The 18,008-nt window shown below is 73.5% G+C and carries 16 protein-coding genes; 8 read left to right on the top strand and 8 right to left on the bottom strand.

The window, feature by feature from the left end; genetic code table 11:
* Positions 1 to 127 precede the first annotated feature (127 nt).
* From ABT095_RS18250 to ABT095_RS18230, 5 genes are all read left to right on the top strand, one after another.
* Positions 128 to 2,425, top strand: a complete 2,298-nt coding sequence (locus ABT095_RS18250) for a glycoside hydrolase family 3 N-terminal domain-containing protein (protein ID WP_350530446.1) — start codon at positions 128 to 130, stop codon at positions 2,423 to 2,425.
* Between the two features lie 61 nt (positions 2,426 to 2,486).
* The gene (locus tag ABT095_RS18245) at positions 2,487 to 3,041 is read left to right on the top strand and encodes a hypothetical protein (RefSeq protein ID WP_350530445.1); all 555 of its coding nucleotides are present in this window, start codon (positions 2,487 to 2,489) and stop codon (positions 3,039 to 3,041) included.
* A gap of 261 nt (positions 3,042 to 3,302) precedes the next feature.
* Positions 3,303 to 3,860, top strand: a complete 558-nt coding sequence (locus ABT095_RS18240) for a hypothetical protein (RefSeq protein ID WP_350530444.1) — start codon at positions 3,303 to 3,305, stop codon at positions 3,858 to 3,860.
* A gap of 114 nt (positions 3,861 to 3,974) precedes the next feature.
* The gene (locus tag ABT095_RS18235; protein WP_350530443.1) at positions 3,975 to 5,393 is read left to right on the top strand and encodes a NarK family nitrate/nitrite MFS transporter; all 1,419 of its coding nucleotides are present in this window, start codon (positions 3,975 to 3,977) and stop codon (positions 5,391 to 5,393) included.
* Positions 5,394 to 5,627: 234 nt separating this feature from the next.
* Complete coding sequence (locus tag ABT095_RS18230) at positions 5,628 to 6,377, top strand: hypothetical protein (RefSeq protein ID WP_350530442.1); 750 nt, start codon at positions 5,628 to 5,630, stop codon at positions 6,375 to 6,377.
* A 12-nt stretch (positions 6,378 to 6,389) separates the two neighbouring features.
* On the opposite strand, the gene ABT095_RS18225 is transcribed toward ABT095_RS18230, so the two are convergent.
* The 6 genes from ABT095_RS18225 to ABT095_RS18200 form a co-directional block, all read right to left on the bottom strand.
* Positions 6,390 to 7,088, bottom strand: coding sequence for a DUF6230 family protein (locus tag ABT095_RS18225; protein ID WP_350530441.1), 699 nt, complete (start codon positions 7,086 to 7,088; stop codon positions 6,390 to 6,392).
* Complete coding sequence (locus ABT095_RS18220; protein WP_350530440.1) at positions 7,085 to 7,708, bottom strand: hypothetical protein; 624 nt, start codon at positions 7,706 to 7,708, stop codon at positions 7,085 to 7,087. The genes ABT095_RS18225 and ABT095_RS18220 overlap by 4 nt, the downstream gene beginning before the upstream one ends.
* Positions 7,705 to 8,091, bottom strand: a complete 387-nt coding sequence (locus ABT095_RS18215) for a DUF6114 domain-containing protein (protein WP_350530439.1) — start codon at positions 8,089 to 8,091, stop codon at positions 7,705 to 7,707. The genes ABT095_RS18220 and ABT095_RS18215 overlap by 4 nt, the downstream gene beginning before the upstream one ends.
* A complete protein-coding gene (locus ABT095_RS18210; protein ID WP_350530438.1) occupies positions 8,085 to 8,849 on the bottom strand; it encodes a DUF6230 family protein in 765 nt (254 codons plus the stop codon). Before ABT095_RS18210 ends, ABT095_RS18215 begins: the two co-directional genes overlap by 7 nt.
* 20 nt (positions 8,850 to 8,869) lie before the next feature.
* Positions 8,870 to 9,307, bottom strand: coding sequence for a DUF6114 domain-containing protein (locus tag ABT095_RS18205; protein ID WP_350530437.1), 438 nt, complete (start codon positions 9,305 to 9,307; stop codon positions 8,870 to 8,872).
* Positions 9,308 to 9,524: 217 nt separating this feature from the next.
* The gene (locus ABT095_RS18200) at positions 9,525 to 10,280 is read right to left on the bottom strand and encodes a cholesterol esterase (RefSeq protein WP_350530436.1); all 756 of its coding nucleotides are present in this window, start codon (positions 10,278 to 10,280) and stop codon (positions 9,525 to 9,527) included.
* 181 nt (positions 10,281 to 10,461) lie between these two features.
* Here ABT095_RS18200 and ABT095_RS18195 point away from each other — a divergent pair, with 181 nt between their 5' ends.
* A complete protein-coding gene (locus tag ABT095_RS18195) occupies positions 10,462 to 11,085 on the top strand; it encodes a TetR/AcrR family transcriptional regulator (RefSeq protein WP_350530435.1) in 624 nt (207 codons plus the stop codon).
* Between the two features lie 114 nt (positions 11,086 to 11,199).
* Here ABT095_RS18195 and lepB read toward each other — a convergent pair whose 3' ends face one another.
* Both lepB and ABT095_RS18185 read right to left on the bottom strand, forming a co-directional pair.
* The gene (lepB, locus tag ABT095_RS18190) at positions 11,200 to 11,844 is read right to left on the bottom strand and encodes a signal peptidase I (RefSeq protein WP_350530434.1); all 645 of its coding nucleotides are present in this window, start codon (positions 11,842 to 11,844) and stop codon (positions 11,200 to 11,202) included.
* A 53-nt stretch (positions 11,845 to 11,897) separates the two neighbouring features.
* On the bottom strand, positions 11,898 to 14,396 hold the full coding sequence (locus ABT095_RS18185; protein ID WP_350530433.1) for an ATP-binding protein: 2,499 nt from the start codon (positions 14,394 to 14,396) through the stop codon (positions 11,898 to 11,900).
* Between the two features lie 325 nt (positions 14,397 to 14,721).
* Here ABT095_RS18185 and ABT095_RS18180 point away from each other — a divergent pair, with 325 nt between their 5' ends.
* Together ABT095_RS18180 and ABT095_RS18175 are read left to right on the top strand one after the other, a co-directional pair.
* Positions 14,722 to 16,047 (top strand): hypothetical protein, encoded by a 1,326-nt coding sequence (locus ABT095_RS18180; protein ID WP_350530432.1) that lies wholly within the window; start codon positions 14,722 to 14,724, stop codon positions 16,045 to 16,047.
* A 98-nt stretch (positions 16,048 to 16,145) separates the two neighbouring features.
* Complete coding sequence (locus tag ABT095_RS18175) at positions 16,146 to 17,909, top strand: serine/threonine-protein kinase (protein WP_350530431.1); 1,764 nt, start codon at positions 16,146 to 16,148, stop codon at positions 17,907 to 17,909.
* Positions 17,910 to 18,008: the final 99 nt, after the last annotated feature.

Below are 18,008 nucleotides of genomic sequence, written 5' to 3'. Positions count from 1 at the left end.
TCTGGACCGGACTGGACTGGACCAATTTTTCGTTCAACTCATTGACCGAAAGACCGCCACCGGGTTAACTCCCCCACTAGTTCTTGTGGTCATGTCCACCTCCGAACGGACGAACGGACGGTCCCCAATGCACTTCGCGCCACCCCGGCTCCGCCGCCCCCTCACCGCACTGACCGGCCTGGCCCTGCTCGGCGGCGCCCTCACCGGCCTCGGCGCCGCCCCCGCACCGGCCGCCGACACCGCCACCTACCTCAACTCCCGTGCCCCGATCCCCGACCGGGTCTCGGACCTGCTGCGCCGGATGACCCTCAAGGAGAAGATCGGCCAGCTGGACCAGCTCGCCCTGGTCACCCTCCAGGGCACCTGCAACTGGAGCGGCGGCGCCCTCAACCCCGACTGTCTGCACAGCGTGCTGGTCGACAACGCGGCGGGCTCGGTGCTCTCCGGCGGCGGCATGCCCCCACAGGTCAACTCCCCCAAGGACTGGGCCGAGTTGACCAACCAGGTGCAGAGCTACGCGATCACCAACTCCCGCCTGCACATCCCCGTCCTGTACGGCATCGACGCCGTGCACGGCCACAACAACGTGCTCGGCGCGACCATGTTCCCCCAGCAGATCGGCATGGGCGCGACCTGGGATCCCGCCCTGGAGACGGCAGTTGAGCAGTCCACCCAGCGCGCGGTGGCCGCCACCGGCACCACCTGGGCCTTCGGCCCGGTCGCCGAAGTCGCGCGGGACCAGCGCTGGGGCCGCTACTACGAGGCCTTCTCGGAGGACCCGCTGCTCACCGGCACGATGGCCGCGAGCGCCGTCCGCGGCCTCCAGGACCGCACCAGCGGCGCCCAGGTCGCCGCCACCGTCAAGCACTTCGCCGGGTACTCACAGCCCCTCAACGGACACGACCGGGTGCCGGCCGACTACTCGCCGCGCTACCTCCAGGACACCGTCCTGCCCGCCTACAGGCAGGCGATCGCCGCCGGGGCGCTCAGCGTGATGGCCGACTCCGGCGCGGTGAACGGCGTGCCCGTCACCGCCTCGCACGAGCTGCTCACCGACGTGCTGCGCGGCCAGTACCACTTCGACGGCGTGGTGGTGAGCGACTGGAGCGACGTCCGCAGCCTGCAGACGGCCTACCACGTCGCCGCCGACTACCCCGAGGCGGTCGCCAAGGCGGTCAACGCCGGGGTGGACATGGCGATGGAGCCCACCGACGCGCCCGGCTTCACCGCCGCCGCCCTGACCGCCGTCCAGCGCGGGCTGCTCCCGCAGGCGCGGATCGACCAGGCCGTGTCCCGGGTGCTCACCCTGAAGTTCCGGATGGGCCTGTTCGAGCACCCGTACGTGGACGCCGCCGGGGCGGACGCGCAGGTGAACGGCGCCGACCTCGGCCTGGCCCGCAAGGCCGCCACCGAGTCGTCCGTGCTGCTGCGCAACGAGCACGCGGTGCTGCCGTTCGGCGCCGGCACCCACAAGATCGTGGTCACCGGCCCGAACGCCGACAGCATGGCCAACCAGCTCGGCGGCTGGAGCATCGGCTGGCAGGGCGTGCCGAACGGTACGGCCGTGCCCGGTGTCACCGTCCTGGCCGGACTGCGCTCGGGGGCGCCGGCGGGTACCGGCATCGACTACCAGCCGGACGCGGGCTCCGCCGCCACCGCCCTGAAGTCGGCCGACGCGGCCGTGGTCGTGGTCGGCAACACCCCCGGCGCCGAAGGCCCGAACGACCAGCCCAACCCCTCGCTCGCCGCCGACCAGCAGGCCGAGGTGGCCGCCCTCCAGGCCACCGGCAAGCCGGTGGTCGTGGTGGTGGTCGCCGACCGGCCGCTGGTGCTCGGCAGCGCGGCGACGACCGCCGGGCTGCTGATGGCCTGGCTGCCCGGCACCGAGGGCGGCGACGCGGTGGCCGACCTGCTGTACGGCAAGGCCGAGCCCTCCGGCCGGCTGCCCGTCTCCTGGCCGAAGGCGATCGGCAACGAGCCGGAGTTCTACACCCAGCTGCCCGGTACCAACGGCGGCACCGACTCCGGCTACAGCCCGCTCTTCCCGTTCAGCGCGGGCCTGTCCTACACCGGCTGGCAGACCGGCTCGGCGAGCCTCGACCGCACCGCCGTGCGCCCCGACGGCACCCTGAAGGTGAGCGTCCCCGTCAGCAACACCGGGGCCCGGGACGGCGATCTGGTGGTCCCGGTCTACGTGTCGCAGGCGGTGAGCCAGGTGCTCACGCCGCCGAAGTGGCTGGTCGGCTTCACCCGCGTCCACCTGGCCGCCGGTGCCACCACCACCGCGACCGTCACCGTCCCGGTCTCCCTCCTCGCCCACACCCAGGGCGACATCACCGGCGCCGGCCGCCCCACCGTCTCCCCCGGCTCCTACACCCTGCTGACCGGGGACAGCACCACCGGCACCACCTTCACCGTCAAGTGACCCCGGCGGGCCCGGCCACCCGCCGGGCCCGCCGTCCGAAGTGTTTTGCACGATGATCCACTTGGATGAGAACCTGCGCGCCGTGCAGAAGAACCAGCTCGGCCGCCTGATCGGCGCCATATTCGGTCTCGTCTTCGTCCTGCGGAACGCAGGGGAGCTCCCCTCCGGCGCCGGTATCCCGCTCCGGGTGCTGGCGATCCTCGCCTTCCTGCGGCTGTTCCTGCTGATCCGGCGCAGCGCCCCGGCCGAGACCGGGCAGGCGGCCGCGACCTTCGGCCGGGGCTACCGCCTGGTGGTGGCCGCCGAGGTGGTGGCCGGCGCCGCCGGGCTGTTCGTCCTAGGCCAGGTGCTGGACACCCCGAAGGCGGCGGTCGGCTGGATCGCCCTGGTGGTCGGCGTGCACTTCTTCGGCCTGGCGGCCGTCTGGCGGATGCCCTCGGTCCACTGGCTCGCCGCCGGCCTCAGCGCCTGTGGCGCCGGCGGCCTGGCCCTGGCCTTCGCCGACGCCCCGACCCCCGCCATCGCCACGGTCGCGGGCATCACCCCGGGCCTCCTGCTCCTCGCCGCCGTCGCCTGGACCACCCGCACCCCGGCCGCACAGGCGCAGGCGCGGTAACCGGTCGCGGGTCGGCTGACGGCAGTTCACGACGTTCTCGCCGATCACGTTCCGCCCCGAGTCCGTGCGACCGTACGACGACCGCCCGGCCCGGTCGGACGGGGCGGCGTGTTCTGTCTGATCGCCACCTGCGCCACCTGCGCGGTGCCCCGGCCGGCCCGCTCCACGACAGGTCCCGCATCCGCTCCCCCTGGTACTCGAACAGCTCCCACCCCGGGGCCTTAGGCTCTTGGCCGATCGCAGTCGCAGGAGGAGCAGACAATGGGCCAGAAGATCATCCGGTTCTCGGACCTGACGGGCAAGCACGTCGAGGACGAGGACGACCTGGTGCGCGTCGTGGTGCGCCAGCACCCCGAACTGGAGCACGGGCCGGTCGAGATCGAGGCGCTGGCCGAGGAGCTGGCCTCGGTGGAGGAGCTGGCGCTGGACCTGGTGACGGTCGAGCTGCACCGGCCGGGTTCGGCGGAGCCGCAGACGATGGTCCTCGAGGCCGAGACCTTCGACCGGCTGGCCGTGGCCGGCTCGATGGCCGAGGTGCTGCGCGGTGCCAAGCGGGTGGCGGCCACCGTGCCGGGCCAGGCCGCGGCCCCGGCCGCCGCCAAGGAGCGGGTCAACTACGCGAGCGTGGAGTTCGCCGGGCGGCCGCACAAGGGCCGCACCACGGATGCCGAGAAGCTGCTGGTGCAGCAGCACCTGGACGAGATCAACGAGCGGCTGGCGGCCGCGGGCTTCCGCACCGTCGACCTGGGCAACGCCGAGCACGTCGCCCGTTACGGCCTGGAGGCCCTCGCCGAGGAGCGCGGCGTGACCCTGGGCTGATCCGACGGGACCTTCGGCCGGGGTGGACGCGACCTACGGCTCTCGGTAATGCCCCGGTAAAGGCGCACGGTGGAGACAAGTCCACCGATGCCTCGTGATTGCAGGGGACGCACCGTGAGTACCTCGCTCAGACACTCCGCCCGCCCGCCCGCCGACGACCGGCCCGGCCTCGAGCAGTACCGGCCGGGCCGTACCGTCACCGACTGGGATCCCGAGGACCAGGTCTTCTGGCGCTCCGTCGGCCGCCGGGTGGCCACCCGCAATCTCTGGATCGCCGTCCCGGCACTGCTGGTGGCCTTCGTGGTCTGGCAGGTCTGGTCGGTCACCGCGACCAACCTCAAGGACGTCGGCTTCCAGCTCTCCACCTCGCAGCTGTTCTGGCTGACCGCGATCCCCGGCCTCACCGGCGGCACGGCCCGGATCCTCTACACCTTCCTCGGCCCCCGGATCGGCCAGCGCCGCTTCACCGCGCTCTCCACCCTCGTCCTGGTCGGCCCGCTGCTCTGGCTCGGCCTCGCCATCCAGGACACCTCGACCTCCTACCTGGAGCTCGCGGCGATCGCGGCGCTCTGCGGCTTCGGCGGCGCGAACTTCTCCTCCTCGCTGGCCAACATCGGCTTCTTCTTCCCCAAGCGGGAGAAGGGCAGCGCGACCGGCATCAACGGCGGCCTGGGCAATCTGGGTGTCTCGGTGGTGCAGTTGCTCACCCCGATCCTGATCACCTCCTCCGCGCTCGCCATCGGCTCGGCCCAGCACAGGGCGGACGGCACCCCCGTCTTCCTGCAGAACGCCGCCTTCGTCTGGATCCCGCTGCTGGTGCTGCTGGCCGCCGTCAGCTGGTTCGGGCAGAACGACCTCAAGGCCGCCGCCACCCCGTTCAAGCGGCAGAAGGTCATCTTCCGGCGCAAGCACACCTGGCTGATGACCTGGCTGTACGTCGGCACCTTCGGCTCGTTCATCGGCTTCGCGGCCGCCCTGCCGCTGCTCATCAAGACCACCTTCCCCGCCTACTCGGTGGCCACCTACGCCTGGATGGGCCCGGCGCTCGGCGCGCTCGCCCGCTGGGGCGGCGGCTGGATCGCCGACCGGCTCGGCGGGGCCAGGGTCACCCTGCTGTCCTTCGCGGGGATGGCGCTGTCCATCGTCGGTGTGATCGCCTTCCTGCCGTCCGGCGGTGACCAGGGCTCCTTCTACGGCTTCTTCGCCTGCTTCCTGGCCGCGTTCCTCTTCTCCGGCCTCGGCAACGGCTCGACCTTCCGGCAGATCCCGGTGATCTTCCGCAGCCGCCACCTGAAGGGGCTGGCCGAGGGCACCCCCGCCCACGACCAGGCGCTGAAGCAGGCCGAGACCGAGTCCGGCGCCGTCACCGGCTTCACGGCCGCGATCGCCGCCTACGGCTTCTTCTTCATCCCGGCCATGTTCGCCAACTTCGCCGTCACCAGCGCCATGTGGGGCTTCGTGGCCTTCTACCTCAGCTGCCTGGCCCTCACCTGGTGGTACTACGCCCGCAAGGGCGCCGAATCCCCGAGCTGAACCTCCCGTCCCCGGGCCGACACCTGACGGCCCGGGGACGATCTGCGAAGGCCGGTCCCGGCGCCAGCACTCCACGCGCACACCCTCCACACCCCATCTGACCTGCGAAGACCCGATTCTCGCAGGGACGTTCACCGGCTATAGGATGCCGCCTCGGTCGCACCCCCGCAGCGACCCCTCCTCCCGCATGCCCCCCGCATGCCCTCCGCATCCCCGACCGGAAGACGATCCGCCATGCCCCTGCGCACCCTCTCCCGCCGTCTGCTCGCCGCGAGCCTGCTGCCACTGGCCCTCACCGCCTGCTCCTCCGCCGCCAAGAGCGCCGCCCCCGCCGCCGCCCCAGCGGCCGCCACCACCGCGGCCGGGGCGGATCCCACGGCCACCGCCTCGCAGCCGGCCGGCCCGAACGCCCACCTGCCGACCGGCACCCAGCTGAAGCAGGCGCTCGTCCCGGCCGCCGCCTTCCCGGCCGGCTACGCCCTGGACGACTCGGGCAGCCGGGACACCGGCGACACCTTCCAGGAGCCGACCACCGCCGACGTGCCGAAGCCGGACTGCACCAAGCTCGGCGGCACCTCCTGGTCGGCCATCACCGGCATCGACGGCGTCTCGTTCGCGCAGAACGACTACATCGACAAGAACGCCTCCGCCGAGATCGCCCAGGAGGTGGACGTCTACCAGGGCGACACCGCCCAGACGGTGCTGAAGGCGCTCGGCATGCTCGACAAGGTCTGCCCCTCCTACACCGACGACCAGACCCACGCCAAGGTCCGCGTCACCGAGAAGCCCCTCACGGGCCTCGGTGACGGCGCCTACGAGATCACCATGACCAGCGCCGCCTGGAAGGGCGGCACCACCCTGATCGCCGCGCGCAAGGGTGCGGCCGTGGTGACCGTCCTCGCCAGCAGCCCCAAGGACAGTGGTGCGGCCACCGCCGGCAAGTTCGCCCAGCAGATCACCGGCGCCCTGCCGAAGGCTTCCTGACGCTCCGTCAGGTCATGGCGTGCCCGGTGTCCCGGTCGGGGCGGGCGGGGCCGGACAGCTCGCCGCGCCCGGATGGACGGAGATGTTCAGCCCGGGCGTGGTGAGCAGGCCCGGCACCTGCAGGTCGTCCACGGTGGCGGTCACCCGGTCGAACTTGGCGTACCCGGCCTGGATGCCGAAGCGGTGCTCGGGGCTGAGCAGCGGGTTGGGCACCGGCACGCCGTTCGCGTCGTTCACCGTGGTGACGTCCGGGCCGTTGATGTTGAGATCGACCAGGCCGTCCATGTCGAGCACACCGGTGGCGCTGCGCAGGTCGAGCACGGTGTTCTGGGTGCTGATCTCCCAGCTGCCCGGGTCGGTGTCGCCCAGGGTGATCATCAAGGTGTAGGTGGCGCCCAGGATCTGCTGCTGCTGGGCCAGGCAGAGGCCGTTCAGCAGGCCGTTCGCGAAGCCCATCCGCAGCGGGTGGGCGGTGCCGGTGGCGCCGGTGGCGGTCTCGTAGGTCTGGTCGACCAGGGCGGCGGCGTAGTGGGTGCCGTACAGGCTGGTGGTGGTCAGCTGGATGGTGCCGCTCTGCACCAGCAGCGAACTGGCCAGCGCCCCGTCGGCCAGCGCCCCGCCGAGTCCGCCCGCCGCGACCAGTGCGGGCAGCAGCACGAGCGAGGCCTGCCGCCAGTGCGTCCGGCCTTCCTCGCCCCCGGGGGCGCTCACGGGGTGGTCACCGTGATCGTGCCGGGCAGGTGGACGGGGTTGTCGGTGGAGCTCAGCGCGGCGTGGTTGTCGATGGTTTGAATGCCGTAGACCCGGGCGTCGAAGCCGCTGGCGCCGGCGTTCAGCTTGATGAACGAGCCGAAGAAGTTGAGCAGGCCCTGCACCCCGCAGATCGGGATCAGCACGGTGACGCAGATGTTGTCGATCGTGCCCCACATCACGGTGGTCTCCGGCTGCCCGGCGGTGTCCAGGCCGCCGAGGGAGCCGGCGGCCGGGATGTCGATGGTCAGCGCCGTGCCGTCGGGGGCGGTGTGGGTGACGTGCATATGGCTGTTCACCTGCAGCTGGGTGAAGGTGTACTGGGTGGTGGTGACGGTGGTGCCGTCGGAGAGCCGGATGGTCACGTTGTTCTTCACCGTCAGCCCGATCGCCGTCAGGTTGTCGATGGTCACGTGCATCGCGCTCGGCGTCGGCAGGTACGGCATCCCGAGCGGCGCCGGCTCCCCGGGCAGCACCTGCGGGGCGGCGGCGTGCGCGTGGCCCTCGCCGGGCAGCACCGCCACCGCGACCAGCAGGGCGAACGCCCCTGCGACGGACAGGAGTTGACGCCACCGGTTCACTGCGCACCCCGCACCCTGCGCTCCCGACGCGGCCCCCAGCCGACCATCATCGCCCCGCCCAGCACCCCGAAGAGCATCCCGGCCAGGAAGCCGCCGAGATTGGACAGCACCAGCGAGACCACCGCCAGCACGACGCCGATCAGCCCGAAGGTGTACCGCTGCCGCGGCAGCACCAGCGGGACCAGCCCGCACAGCATCATGCCGCCGCCGACCAGGTAGCCCGAGAGCGCGTTGAAACCGGTCACCGTCACCAGGCGGATCGCGCCGAGCGAGAACTTGAGCACCGTCCAGCCGCCGACCACCAGCCAGAGCGAGCCCCAGAACGGCCTGGTCCGCCGGAACGCCCGGAACCAGCCCCAGCCGGCCCGGGCCCGGCTCAGCACGAGGTCGCCGATCCGGGGACGACCCTGATCGAGAGCGACTGCAGGGTCAGCGAACCGGCGATCTCGGCCGTGTTCGCGGTGGCATTGAGCCCGGCCAGCGTGACGGTGCTGCCGCCCGGCCCGGAGCCGGCCGAGCCGAGGCCGAAGCCGCCCGCCTGGGCGCCGGTGAGCGGGGAGCCCGCCACCATCACCTGGTCGGCGGCCATCCCGAGCACCGCGTTCTGCAGAGTGGTGCTGCCGCTGGCGTTCAGCGAGGGCGCCTCGATGTAGAGGTTGGAGGCGTTCAGGTCGGTGGTGAAGGTGGCCGGCGGGGTCGCGGTGACCTGCTGGCCGGCCGTCAGCAGCAGCGAGTAGCCCACCCCGGCGAAGGACTGGTGGACGATCCCGCACAGCCCGGCCAGGTTGGCGCTGGCGAAGCCGACCCGGGCCATCGCGGTGGAGTTGGAGGTGGTGCCGGTGTTCGACTCGATGGTGGGCGTGTTGAGGATCGCGCCGAAGCCGGTACCGGAGACCCCGTTGGACATCAGGGTGAACGGCGTGTTGGTCACGTTGAAGCTCGCCGCGAGCACGCCGGCGGCCATGCTCGCCCCGAGCGCCCCGGCACCGAGCCCGGCGGGCAGCAGGACGGCGGCACAGCGGCCCCAGCAGGTGCCGCGCCGGGTGCCGTCGGCGGCCTCTTCGAGCATCCGCCGGTTCCAGTCGAGGGCGGCGGTGCGGCCGCGGGTGTGCCACTGGCGCGTTGACTGACGGAGGTTCATCTGTACCGTCCGAATGGGTGTCAGGAGTTGGGGGCGGCGGCCTCGGCGGCCGCGATCCGCCGGAGGCGGCGCCACTTGCGGGCCGGCTTGGCCGGCATCCAGCCGACCGCCATCACCCCGCCGAGCACGCTGCAGAACATGCCGACGAAGAACCCGCCCAGGTTGGTCAGCGGGAAGGAGGCGACGCCGACGATCACCGTGATGATCCCGGCGGTGTAGCGCTGGCTCGGCAGCAGCAGCATCAGCAGGGCGAGCGCCATCAGGATCGCGCCGCCGGCCATGCCGGTGATGCCGCCGAGGCCCACGTGCAGCAGTGCGGTGACCGGGGCCAGGGGCAGGTAGAAGATGACAAACCCGCCGAGGGCCGTCCAGACGGCAGCCCAGAAGGGCCGGGTGCGGCGCCAGCCGCGGAAGGCGAGCCGGGCCCGTCTCAGGGCGCCGGGGTGGTCGTCAGCCATCGTGAACCTCATCGGGGTCGGGGGTCGGTACGGGTGGAGCCCCGGTGGTGCGGGCTCCACCCTGGCGGGGCGGGCTCCACTCGAGCGGGGCGGAATGAATGTTCATTCCGCCCCGCCCGGGCATGCCAGTGGTGGAATGAATGTTCATTCCACACACCGGGAGCGGCAGCGGCAGCGGGGAATGAACATTCATTCCACCCCCCGCGCCGCCGGCGGATCAGCAGTCGCCGCCGCCCGCACCCTTCCCGGCGGTGTCGCCGTTGACGAGCGCGATGTTGAGGTTGGGCAGGGTGATCGCCCCGCCCAGGGTGGCGCCGTTCGCGTGGGCCTTGAGACCACTGATGTCGGTCTCGCCACCGGTGGCGTCCAGACCGAACTGGCCGGTGGAGCCGTCGGTGATGCCGCTGTTCTTGATGTTGGCGCTGTCGGCCCCCGCACCGATCTGGTTGGGCGTGGTGGCGGTGGCGTTCAGCGTCGCGCTGGCGCCGGTGATCGCGCCGCCGTCCAGGATCAGGTTGCTGGCCTGCAGCCCCTGGCCCGCGTCGAGCTGGGCGGTGGTCAGCGGGGTGGTGGCCGCCGGCGAGGTGATGTTGAGCGACCAGGTGCCGACGGTGCCCACCACCGGCAGGTTGACCGACTGGGTGGCGTGGATGCAGATGCCGTCCAGGCCCGCCTTCGCGAGGCCGACCTCGGTCACGGCGGTCGGGCTGGTGCCCGCGTTCACCGTGGTCATGACGGCGCCGAGGCCCTTGGGGGCGGCCACGGTGTTCGAGCTGAGGGTGAACGGGACGGCGGTGAGCGACAGGTTCGCCGCCAGCGCACCCTCGGTCATCGCCACCGCCATCACGGTGATCGCGACGACGGCCGGGACGGCCACCACCGCGCTGCGCCGCCAGCGGGTCACCCCGCGGGGCTGCGCGGCCGGCCGTGCGTCTGTGCCCTGGGCTGTGCCTTCCTCGGATCTGTCCAGCATGAGTCACTCCGACTCTCTTCCCGCCGGGGCGGGGGGGTGGGTGAGGGAGCTGCCGATTACGGGAGGATCCGCCTGGAAACCACCCGAACTGGTTTACACATTCGGCAGTGTGTCCAGACGCTAGGCACTATCAGACATGGCGTCAATAAGATGAACAGGATTCGCTGACTAGACTCCGTGAATGGCTCAACTCCCCGCCCCGCACCACGAACCCGAGAGCTCGCCGCTGCGCACCCGGCTGCTCGACACGGCGGCCGAGCTGATCGTGGCGCGCGGGTTCCGGCGGCTGCACATGACCGCGGTCGCGACCCAGGCCGGGGTCAGCCGGCAGACGGTCTACAACGAGTTCGGCTCCAAGGAGGGCCTGGGCCTGGAGCTCTTCAACCGGGAGCTCGGGCGGATCGCGCTCGGCGTGCTGGCCGAACTCGAGGCGCACCGCGGCCGGCTGCGCGCCTCCACCGAGGCGGGCGTCGGCTTCATCCTCCTCGAGGCGGCCGAGAACCCGCTGCTCAGAGCCGTGCTGACGGCCGGCCGGGAGGACGAGGGCGGCCTGCTCACCTATCTGACCACCCGCTCGGACGCCGCCTTCGACACCTTCTCCGGCTTGCTGGTCGGCTACACCGAGGAGGTCTGGCCGGAGGTCGACACCCTCTCCCGCTCGCTCGCCGTCGAGGCCGTGGTCCGGCTCACCGCGAGCCACCTGCTGCAGTCCTCGGCCCACCCGGAGCCGGACGGGATCACCGCGGCGGCGCAGCGGATCGCCGAGATCGTCATGCGGGTCTCCGGCGTGGTCGACCCCGGCTGACCCCGAATTCCGCTACCCGGCGTTTCGCATTTCCTCCCGGACACCGCCGGTTCGGTATTTCCGCTCCGGGTCGTACGGTAATGAATTCCGCTCCCCGCCGTATCGCAATCGCGGTCAGGACGCCGACACCGGCACCGGCACCGGCACCGGCACCGGCACCGCGGTGAGGGTGGGCGCGGCCGGCAGTGCGCCCAGCGCGCCGAGCGGCCAGACCCGCAGGCCGACCCGGCCGCTGACGGTGGCCAGCTCACCCCAGCCGAAGCTGCGGGCGTCGTCCGAGCCGTCGGGGTTGTCGCCCAGGAAGAACAGCTTGCCCGGCGGCACGGTCTGCGCGTGCGCGGTGGCGTCCCGGCGCCCGTCCGGCAGGCAGCAGTTGCTGCTGCGGTGCGCCTGGCCTGGCCAGCTCGGCTGGCCCACCCGGTACCAGGGCCCGCTGCCGCCGGGCTGGACCAGCACGGTGAACGGCTGGTCCGGCGTCGAGGTGATCTCCACCCGGTCGCCGGGCAGCCCGATCACCCGCTTCACGATGGTGGTCTCCCGCCCCGGCGTGCGCAGCAGCACCACGTCGAACCGGTGCGCCGTGCCGCCCGTCCCCGGCACGGTCAGCAGCCGCTGACCGTCCGCCAGCGTCGGCTGCATGCTGTGCCCGTCCACCCGGACCGCCACCGCCGCCACCACGACCGCCGCCACCAGGCAGAGCCCGGCCAGCACTCCGAGCCCGATCAGCACGCCCCGCCACAACCGCCGCCCGCCCACCACGCGCCTCCCCACTCCCCGCCGTCATGTGCGGCAGAGCGTGCGGCCCGTAGCGTTCAGCCGTCAAGCCCCCCGGCCCGAGCCGCCGCCCGCCGGGCGGCCTCCCGCCGGCTGCGCACCCCGAGCTTGGCGAGCACCGCGCAGACGTGGTGGCCGACGGTCTTGGGGGAGATGCCGAGCTGCCGGGCGATCTCCGCATCGCTCAGCCCGGCCGCCACCAGTGCGAGCACCTCGGCCTGCCGGGCGGTCAGCCCGTCCTGGTCGGCGAGGGTCGACCGGCGGGGCGGCCGCCGCCCCTGCCCGCGCAGCCGCCCGGCGATCCGCTCGGCCGCCGGGCCGGCACCGAGCCGCTCCAACCTCCGCAGTGCCACGTGGAGTTGATCCGGGTCCCCGGCCAGGGCGAGCGCCGATTCGTACGGGCAGCCGAGCCGCTCCCAGGCGGCCGCCGCCTCGGCCGGAGGCAGCCGGTACGGCTCGGCCGCGCCGCCCTGCTCCGACGGCGGCGCCGCCGGGTCGAGCCACTGGCCGAGCTCACCGGCCGCCCAACCATGCCCCAGCTGGACCGCCAACTCGTAGGTGGGCCGCACCAGTCGGTCGGTCGGCCGCCCGGCCAACCAGTGCAGCTCGGCGCGGGCCGCGGCGGCCGGCCACAGCCGCTGCAGGCTCTCGGCACGCGCGGCCAGCTCCCACGCGGTGTCCAGCGTCGCGGCGGCCCGGGGGTCACCGCGCCTGGCCTGCAGCCGGCCGAGCACGGTGAGGGCCACCGTGCGGGCGCCGGCGCCCGCGCCGGTGTCGACCTCGCCGAGCGCCGCCTCGGCCTCCTCCCACCGGCCGCGCTCGAACAGGCAGCGCGCCAACCAGGCGGTGGCGTAGGCCCGGTGGCCGTCGAAGTCCCGGTCCCCGCACCAGCTGACCGCCTCCTGCAGCCAGGGCTGGGCCACGGCGTACCGCCGGACCTCCCCGGCACCCGAGCCGAGGTTGGTCAGCGCCGCTCCGACCGCCACGTCGTCCCCGGCGCTCCTGGCCGCCTCGATGCTCCGGGCCAGCGTCTCCTCGGCCGCCTCGGGCGCGCAGAACCACTGGGCGGAGCCGATCGCGTTGAGCGCCTGCGCGAGCAACTGCCGCTGCCCGTACCGCTCGGCCAGCCAGACCGCCCGCCAGCCGGTGCGGACGGCCTCGGGGATCTCCCGCGCCAGCATCAGCAGCATGGCCGACCAGGTGTGCGCGGCGGCCTGGGCGGGCCCCGGCGGCATCCGGTCGGCCGCCGTGCGGGCGGCGCGGCCGGTCTCCAGCGCCTCGGCGCCCTGCCCCCCGCGCCACAGGTGGTAGGCGCACCTGGCGAGCAGCGCGGCCTCCTGCTCGGGCCGGGCACCCAGGCTCAGCGCCCTGCGCAGCGCCTCGACGGCCTCCTCGTCCCGGCACAGGCGCCCGCAGGACTCGGCGTAGGACTCGAGCAGCCCGGCGTGCTCCGGCGGGGGCAGCAGGTCGGCGAACCGCAGCGCCTGCGCGTAGTGCTCGGCGGCCTGCCGGTCGGCCCCGAGCGCAGCGGCGCAGCGGGCGGCCTCGGGGGCGTGCCGCAGCACCGCCGGCCCGTCGGCCGATCCCTCCGCGTGGTGGGCCAGTTGGGCCGGTGCGGCACCGGCCGCGGCCAGGCCGGTCAGGGCCTGCCGGTGCAGCGCGGCGCGCCGGCCGGGCGGGATGCTCTCCTCGACAGCCAGCCGCGCCAGCTCGTGGCGGAACCGGACCAGGCTCCCCTCCGCCTCCAGCACCCCGGCCTCCACGCAGGCGTCGACGGCCTCCGCCGGCGCCGGGACCAGTGCCGCCGGTGCGCCGTCGGGGAACACCGCCACCGCCTCCAGCGCGCCGCGCCGGGCGGCGCCGAGGGCGACCGCCCGGGCCAGTACGGCGTCCCGGACGGTCCGGGGCAGGCGCCGCCCCGGGTCGGCGAGCGCCTCGGTCACGAAGAACGGGTTGCCACCGGTCCTGGCGTGCAGTTCGGCGGCGTGCGGGCCGCCCTGGCTGGCCAGTTCACCGACGGCCGCGGCCGACAGCGGCGCGGGCCGGAGTCGGAGCACCGTCCGGTCGGTGGCCAGTGCGCCGGTCAGCCGGTGCAGCGGGTGGGCGGGGCCCACCTCCTCCTCCCGGTAGGTGACGACGAGTTGGCTGCCCGTCGTGGCGATCCGCCGCCCGAGGAAGACCAGCAGGTCGACGGTGGCTTCGTCCGCCCAGTGCGCGTCCTCGACCACCGTCAGCCACTGACGCTCCGTCAACTCCGCCAGCAGCGCGGTGAAGAGCGCGTGCCGCGGCCCGCCCGTGCGGGCCAGCCCGGCCAGCCGCCCGCCCGCCGCGGCGGCCAGCTCGTACCAGGGGCCGAGCGGCCGGGGCGTCCGGAGCGCGTCGCAGGCGCCGCGCAGCACCGGCCGTCCCGCCTGGGCGCAGAAGGCCCGCACCAGCGAGGTCTTGCCGATCCCCGCCTCCCCCGTGACCAGGACGACCCGGCCCGGCGGGCAGTCCCGTAAGGCCGCCAGCTCGCCCTCCCGCTCCAGGATCCCCATACCGGCCAAGTCTAGGTTCGCCGACTCACCGCCTGGCATGGGGAGTTCGCGATCCCAAGGTAGGGAGGCGCTCCCGATGCGGCCGGGTCGCCGCCGGGCGGATGCTCTGGGCCGGGAAGGAGCGTGCGACCTGCCGCGACACCCCGTCCGTCGGAGCTTCGCCGACGGGCTGCACACCCCGGCCGCCCCCCGAAGGGCGCCGGGCGCTGCCGTCCGCGGCGCGGTCCCAGCCGCCGGGCTGCCGGGCTGCCGGGCTGCCCGCCGGCCAGGTCACCGAAGTCCGCGTGCTCGACCCGTACTTCTACCACTGATCAGAGGAACGAACATGCGTATATCATCAGCACGACGCGGCGGCCTCGTCGCCGCGCTGGCCCTGACCGCCGGGAGCCTGGCCCTCGCGGCCGGCCCCGCGACTGCGGCCGCCGCCCTGTGCGAGCCGGTCGGGACGGTCATGGTGAATCCGAACACCGTCATGTCCGGCGGCAAGGTGGCCGTCAGCTGGAAGGCGAGCGGGACCGCCGGGTGCCCGATCACCTCCGAGCGGATGTCCGGCCCCGGCTTCGACGGCGACGAGACCGTGCCGGCCTCCGGCACCCGGACCGTCCAGATCACGCAGGACGGGCCGAGCGTGGCGAGTTGGACCCTGAGCGCGGCCAACAGCGGGGGCGAGACCGAGCTGTACTCGAAGTCGGTCACCGTCACGCAGTACACCGTGAACGGGCTGGGCGGGGCCGCGCTGGCCTTCCCCGACGACTCGGGCACCGAGACCAAGGTGGAGACCCACGCCCGGGTGCCGGGCCGGGGCGCCCCGGTGAGCCCGGGCACCCGGGTCGCGCTGGCCAACGTCGGCAGCGACTACCAGGCCGCCTACCAGGGCACCAACGGCGACCTGTGGGTGGTGGCGCCCAGCGGCGCCGCGGCCGACACCGGCCTCGGGATGGCCGCGGGGACCAGCCCGAGCCTCACCGCCACCGGCCCGGACACCTACACCGTCGCGTTCCAGGCCAACAACAGCGTCCTGTGGACCTACTCGCCCGCCACCGGCGGACGCAGCACCGGCTTCGGGATGGCCGCCGGTAGCAGCCCGGCGGTGACCTTCACCTCGGCCGGTGTCGCGATCGCGTACGCGGACCAGAACGGCAACCTGGACGTGATCGACCCCGTCAGCGGCTGGGGCGGGCTCGGCACTCCGCACGCCCCGGTCGCCCCGGGTACCAGCCCCGCGATCACGTACGTCCCCGGGCAGAAGGGCGCCTACGAGATCGCCTACCAGGCGCCCGACCACAGCGTGCGCACGGCCGACTGGGGCCACGCGCAGACCTTCCCGACCACGATCACGGCGGCGTACGGCACCAGCCCGGCGATCACCACCCTGCCCTCCGGGGAGATCGACATCGCCGCCAACGGTGTCGAGGGCTGGACCTGGGTACTGGATCCCGGCGGCTCCGCGTTCATCAACGGCTCCGGGTACCAGCCCGGCACCAGCCCGGCGGTGGCCCCGGCGGCCGGCGGCGGCTGGGTGGTCGCCTGGACGGACCCGGGCAACACGCTCGTGACCTCACTGGACGGGGTCGGCCCCAACCGGACCGGCCTGATCCCCTACCCGGGTGCGAGCCCGGCCCTCGCGCAGATCACCGGCACGGCCCGCTGAGCGCCTTCGCGGCCGTATCCGGAGGCCCGTTCGGTCCTCCGGGTACGGCCCGATCGCGAGTTCGGAAGCTGTCCGCCGGAGCCCCTACGATGACCGCCATGACTACAGGGTGGGCGGACGCCCAGCTCGTCGACGGCCGCTTCGAGCTGCTGGAACGACTCGGCGGCGGCGGTATGGGCTTGGTCTGGCGTGCCCGGGACACCGCGCTCAAGCGCGAGGTGGCGCTCAAGGAGGTCCGCCCGCCGGATCCGGCCATGCTCGCCGCCGACCCGGCCGCCGCGTACGAGCTGCGCGAGCGGGTGCTGCGCGAGGCCCAGGCACTGGCCCGGCTCCAGCACCCCAACGTGGTGATCATCTACCACATCGTGGACAGCGCCGAACTCCCGCACCCCTGGCTGGTGATGGAGCTGGTGCGCGGGGGCTCGCTGTACGACCGGCTCAAGCAGGGCCCGCTCGCACCGGCCGAGGCCGCCCGGATCGGCCGCGGCGTGCTCGCCGCCCTGCGGGCCGCCCACGCCGCCGGGATCCAGCACCGCGACGTCAAGCCGGCCAATGTGCTGATGCGCGCCGACGGCACCCCGGTGCTCACCGACTTCGGCATCGCCGCCCTCAGCGAGTCCACCAGCCTGACCGCGACCGGCTCGCTGATCGGATCGCCCGAGTACATCGCCCCCGAGCGGATCCGCGGCCAGGAGGGCAACCCGGCCTCCGACCTCTGGTCGCTCGGCATGATGCTGTACGTCGCCGTGGAGGGCCACCACCCGCTGCGCCGCGCCACCACCCTGGCGACCCTGGCCGCCATCATGGACGAGCCCCTCCCGCCCCCGACCCGCTGCGGCCCGCTCGGGCCGACCCTGGCGGCGCTGCTGGCCCGCGACCCCGCCACCCGGCCCGACGCCGCAGAGCTCGACCGGCTGCTCGCCGCGGCCGAGCAGGGCATCGACGGCACCCTCGGCGGCTCGTCCTACTCCCCCACCTACCTCAATGACGCGATCCCGCAGCCCGCCCACCCGAGCCAGGCCCCTCTCCCGAGCCAGGGCGGCTACCCGGGCCAAGCCGGGTACCCGGGCCAGGCCGGCCACCCGAGCTACCCCGGCACGCCCACCTACGCCCTGCGGCCCGCCGAGCCCGCCGGGCCGGCCGGGCCCGTGCCGCCGGTCGACCTGACCGACCGGAAGCCCGAGCGCGGCAGCATCGGCCGGCACGCCGTCCCGGCCGTGGCGGCCGTGGTGGGCGCCGCGCTGGCGGGCGGCCTGCTGATCTGGTCGCTCAACCACGACACCCCGGGCTCCGGCAACCACGCCGCCACCGGCCCGGGCACCACACCCTCGGTGTCCGGCCCGCCCCAGGGCGCAGCCTCCTCCAGCGCCCCCAAGGCCGCCGCGCCGACGCCCGCGGCCACCAGCGCCACGGTCGCCGCCGGCAAGGACCTGCTCTCCCCGGACGGCGCCCGCAGCCTGGTCGAGGCGATCCGCAAGGCCACCGGCAGCACCGAGGTCACGGACATGACGATCTACCCGGACTACGCCAGTGCCAAGGTGGTGAACAAGGACAACCCCAAGCACTGGGACGAGGTCAGCTACCGCAACGGCACGGTCACCTCCGAGCCGGGAGGCACCGTCAACAGCCTCGACAAGGTGGCGGACCTCAGCCAGATCGACTGGAACCAGACCCCGGGCGTGTTCGCCACCGCCACCACCGAGCTGGGGGTCACGAACCCCAAGTCCCGCTACATCACCGTGCGGTACGGCTGGTTCGCCGACGGGATCACCCTGCTCTACTACCTGACGGACAACTACGACGGCGGCGGCTACCTCACTGCGGGCCCGACCGGGAAGATCCTCCACGTCTACAAGGACTGACATCCATAGGAGTCAGCCGTTCACCTGCGGGTGACGCCTCGCGGGCGTGAAAATCGGCGTGGGGTCGCCCGCCAACGCCGAACGACGCTTGGGCCGTTG

The organism is Kitasatospora sp. NPDC002227 (genome assembly GCF_040296285.1).
In the GTDB taxonomy this organism is placed as follows: domain Bacteria; phylum Actinomycetota; class Actinomycetes; order Streptomycetales; family Streptomycetaceae; genus Kitasatospora.
Note: the sequence above shows the minus strand (reverse complement) of the source record. Positions and strands in the feature narration are given on the sequence as shown.

Coding starts and splice junctions, on each gene's coding strand:
- ABT095_RS18250 (WP_350530446.1), top strand. CDS start 128: ATGCACTTCGCGCCACCCCGGCTCCGCCGCCCCCTCACCGCACTGACC.
- ABT095_RS18240 (WP_350530444.1), top strand. CDS start 3,303: ATGGGCCAGAAGATCATCCGGTTCTCGGACCTGACGGGCAAGCACGTC.
- ABT095_RS18230 (WP_350530442.1), top strand. CDS start 5,628: ATGCCCCTGCGCACCCTCTCCCGCCGTCTGCTCGCCGCGAGCCTGCTG.
- ABT095_RS18210 (WP_350530438.1), bottom strand. CDS start 8,849: ATGAACCTCCGTCAGTCAACGCGCCAGTGGCACACCCGCGGCCGCACC.
- ABT095_RS18205 (WP_350530437.1), bottom strand. CDS start 9,307: ATGGCTGACGACCACCCCGGCGCCCTGAGACGGGCCCGGCTCGCCTTC.
- ABT095_RS18200 (WP_350530436.1), bottom strand. CDS start 10,280: ATGCTGGACAGATCCGAGGAAGGCACAGCCCAGGGCACAGACGCACGG.
- ABT095_RS18195 (WP_350530435.1), top strand. CDS start 10,462: ATGGCTCAACTCCCCGCCCCGCACCACGAACCCGAGAGCTCGCCGCTG.
- ABT095_RS18185 (WP_350530433.1), bottom strand. CDS start 14,396: ATGGGGATCCTGGAGCGGGAGGGCGAGCTGGCGGCCTTACGGGACTGC.
- ABT095_RS18180 (WP_350530432.1), top strand. CDS start 14,722: ATGCGTATATCATCAGCACGACGCGGCGGCCTCGTCGCCGCGCTGGCC.
- ABT095_RS18175 (WP_350530431.1), top strand. CDS start 16,146: ATGACTACAGGGTGGGCGGACGCCCAGCTCGTCGACGGCCGCTTCGAG.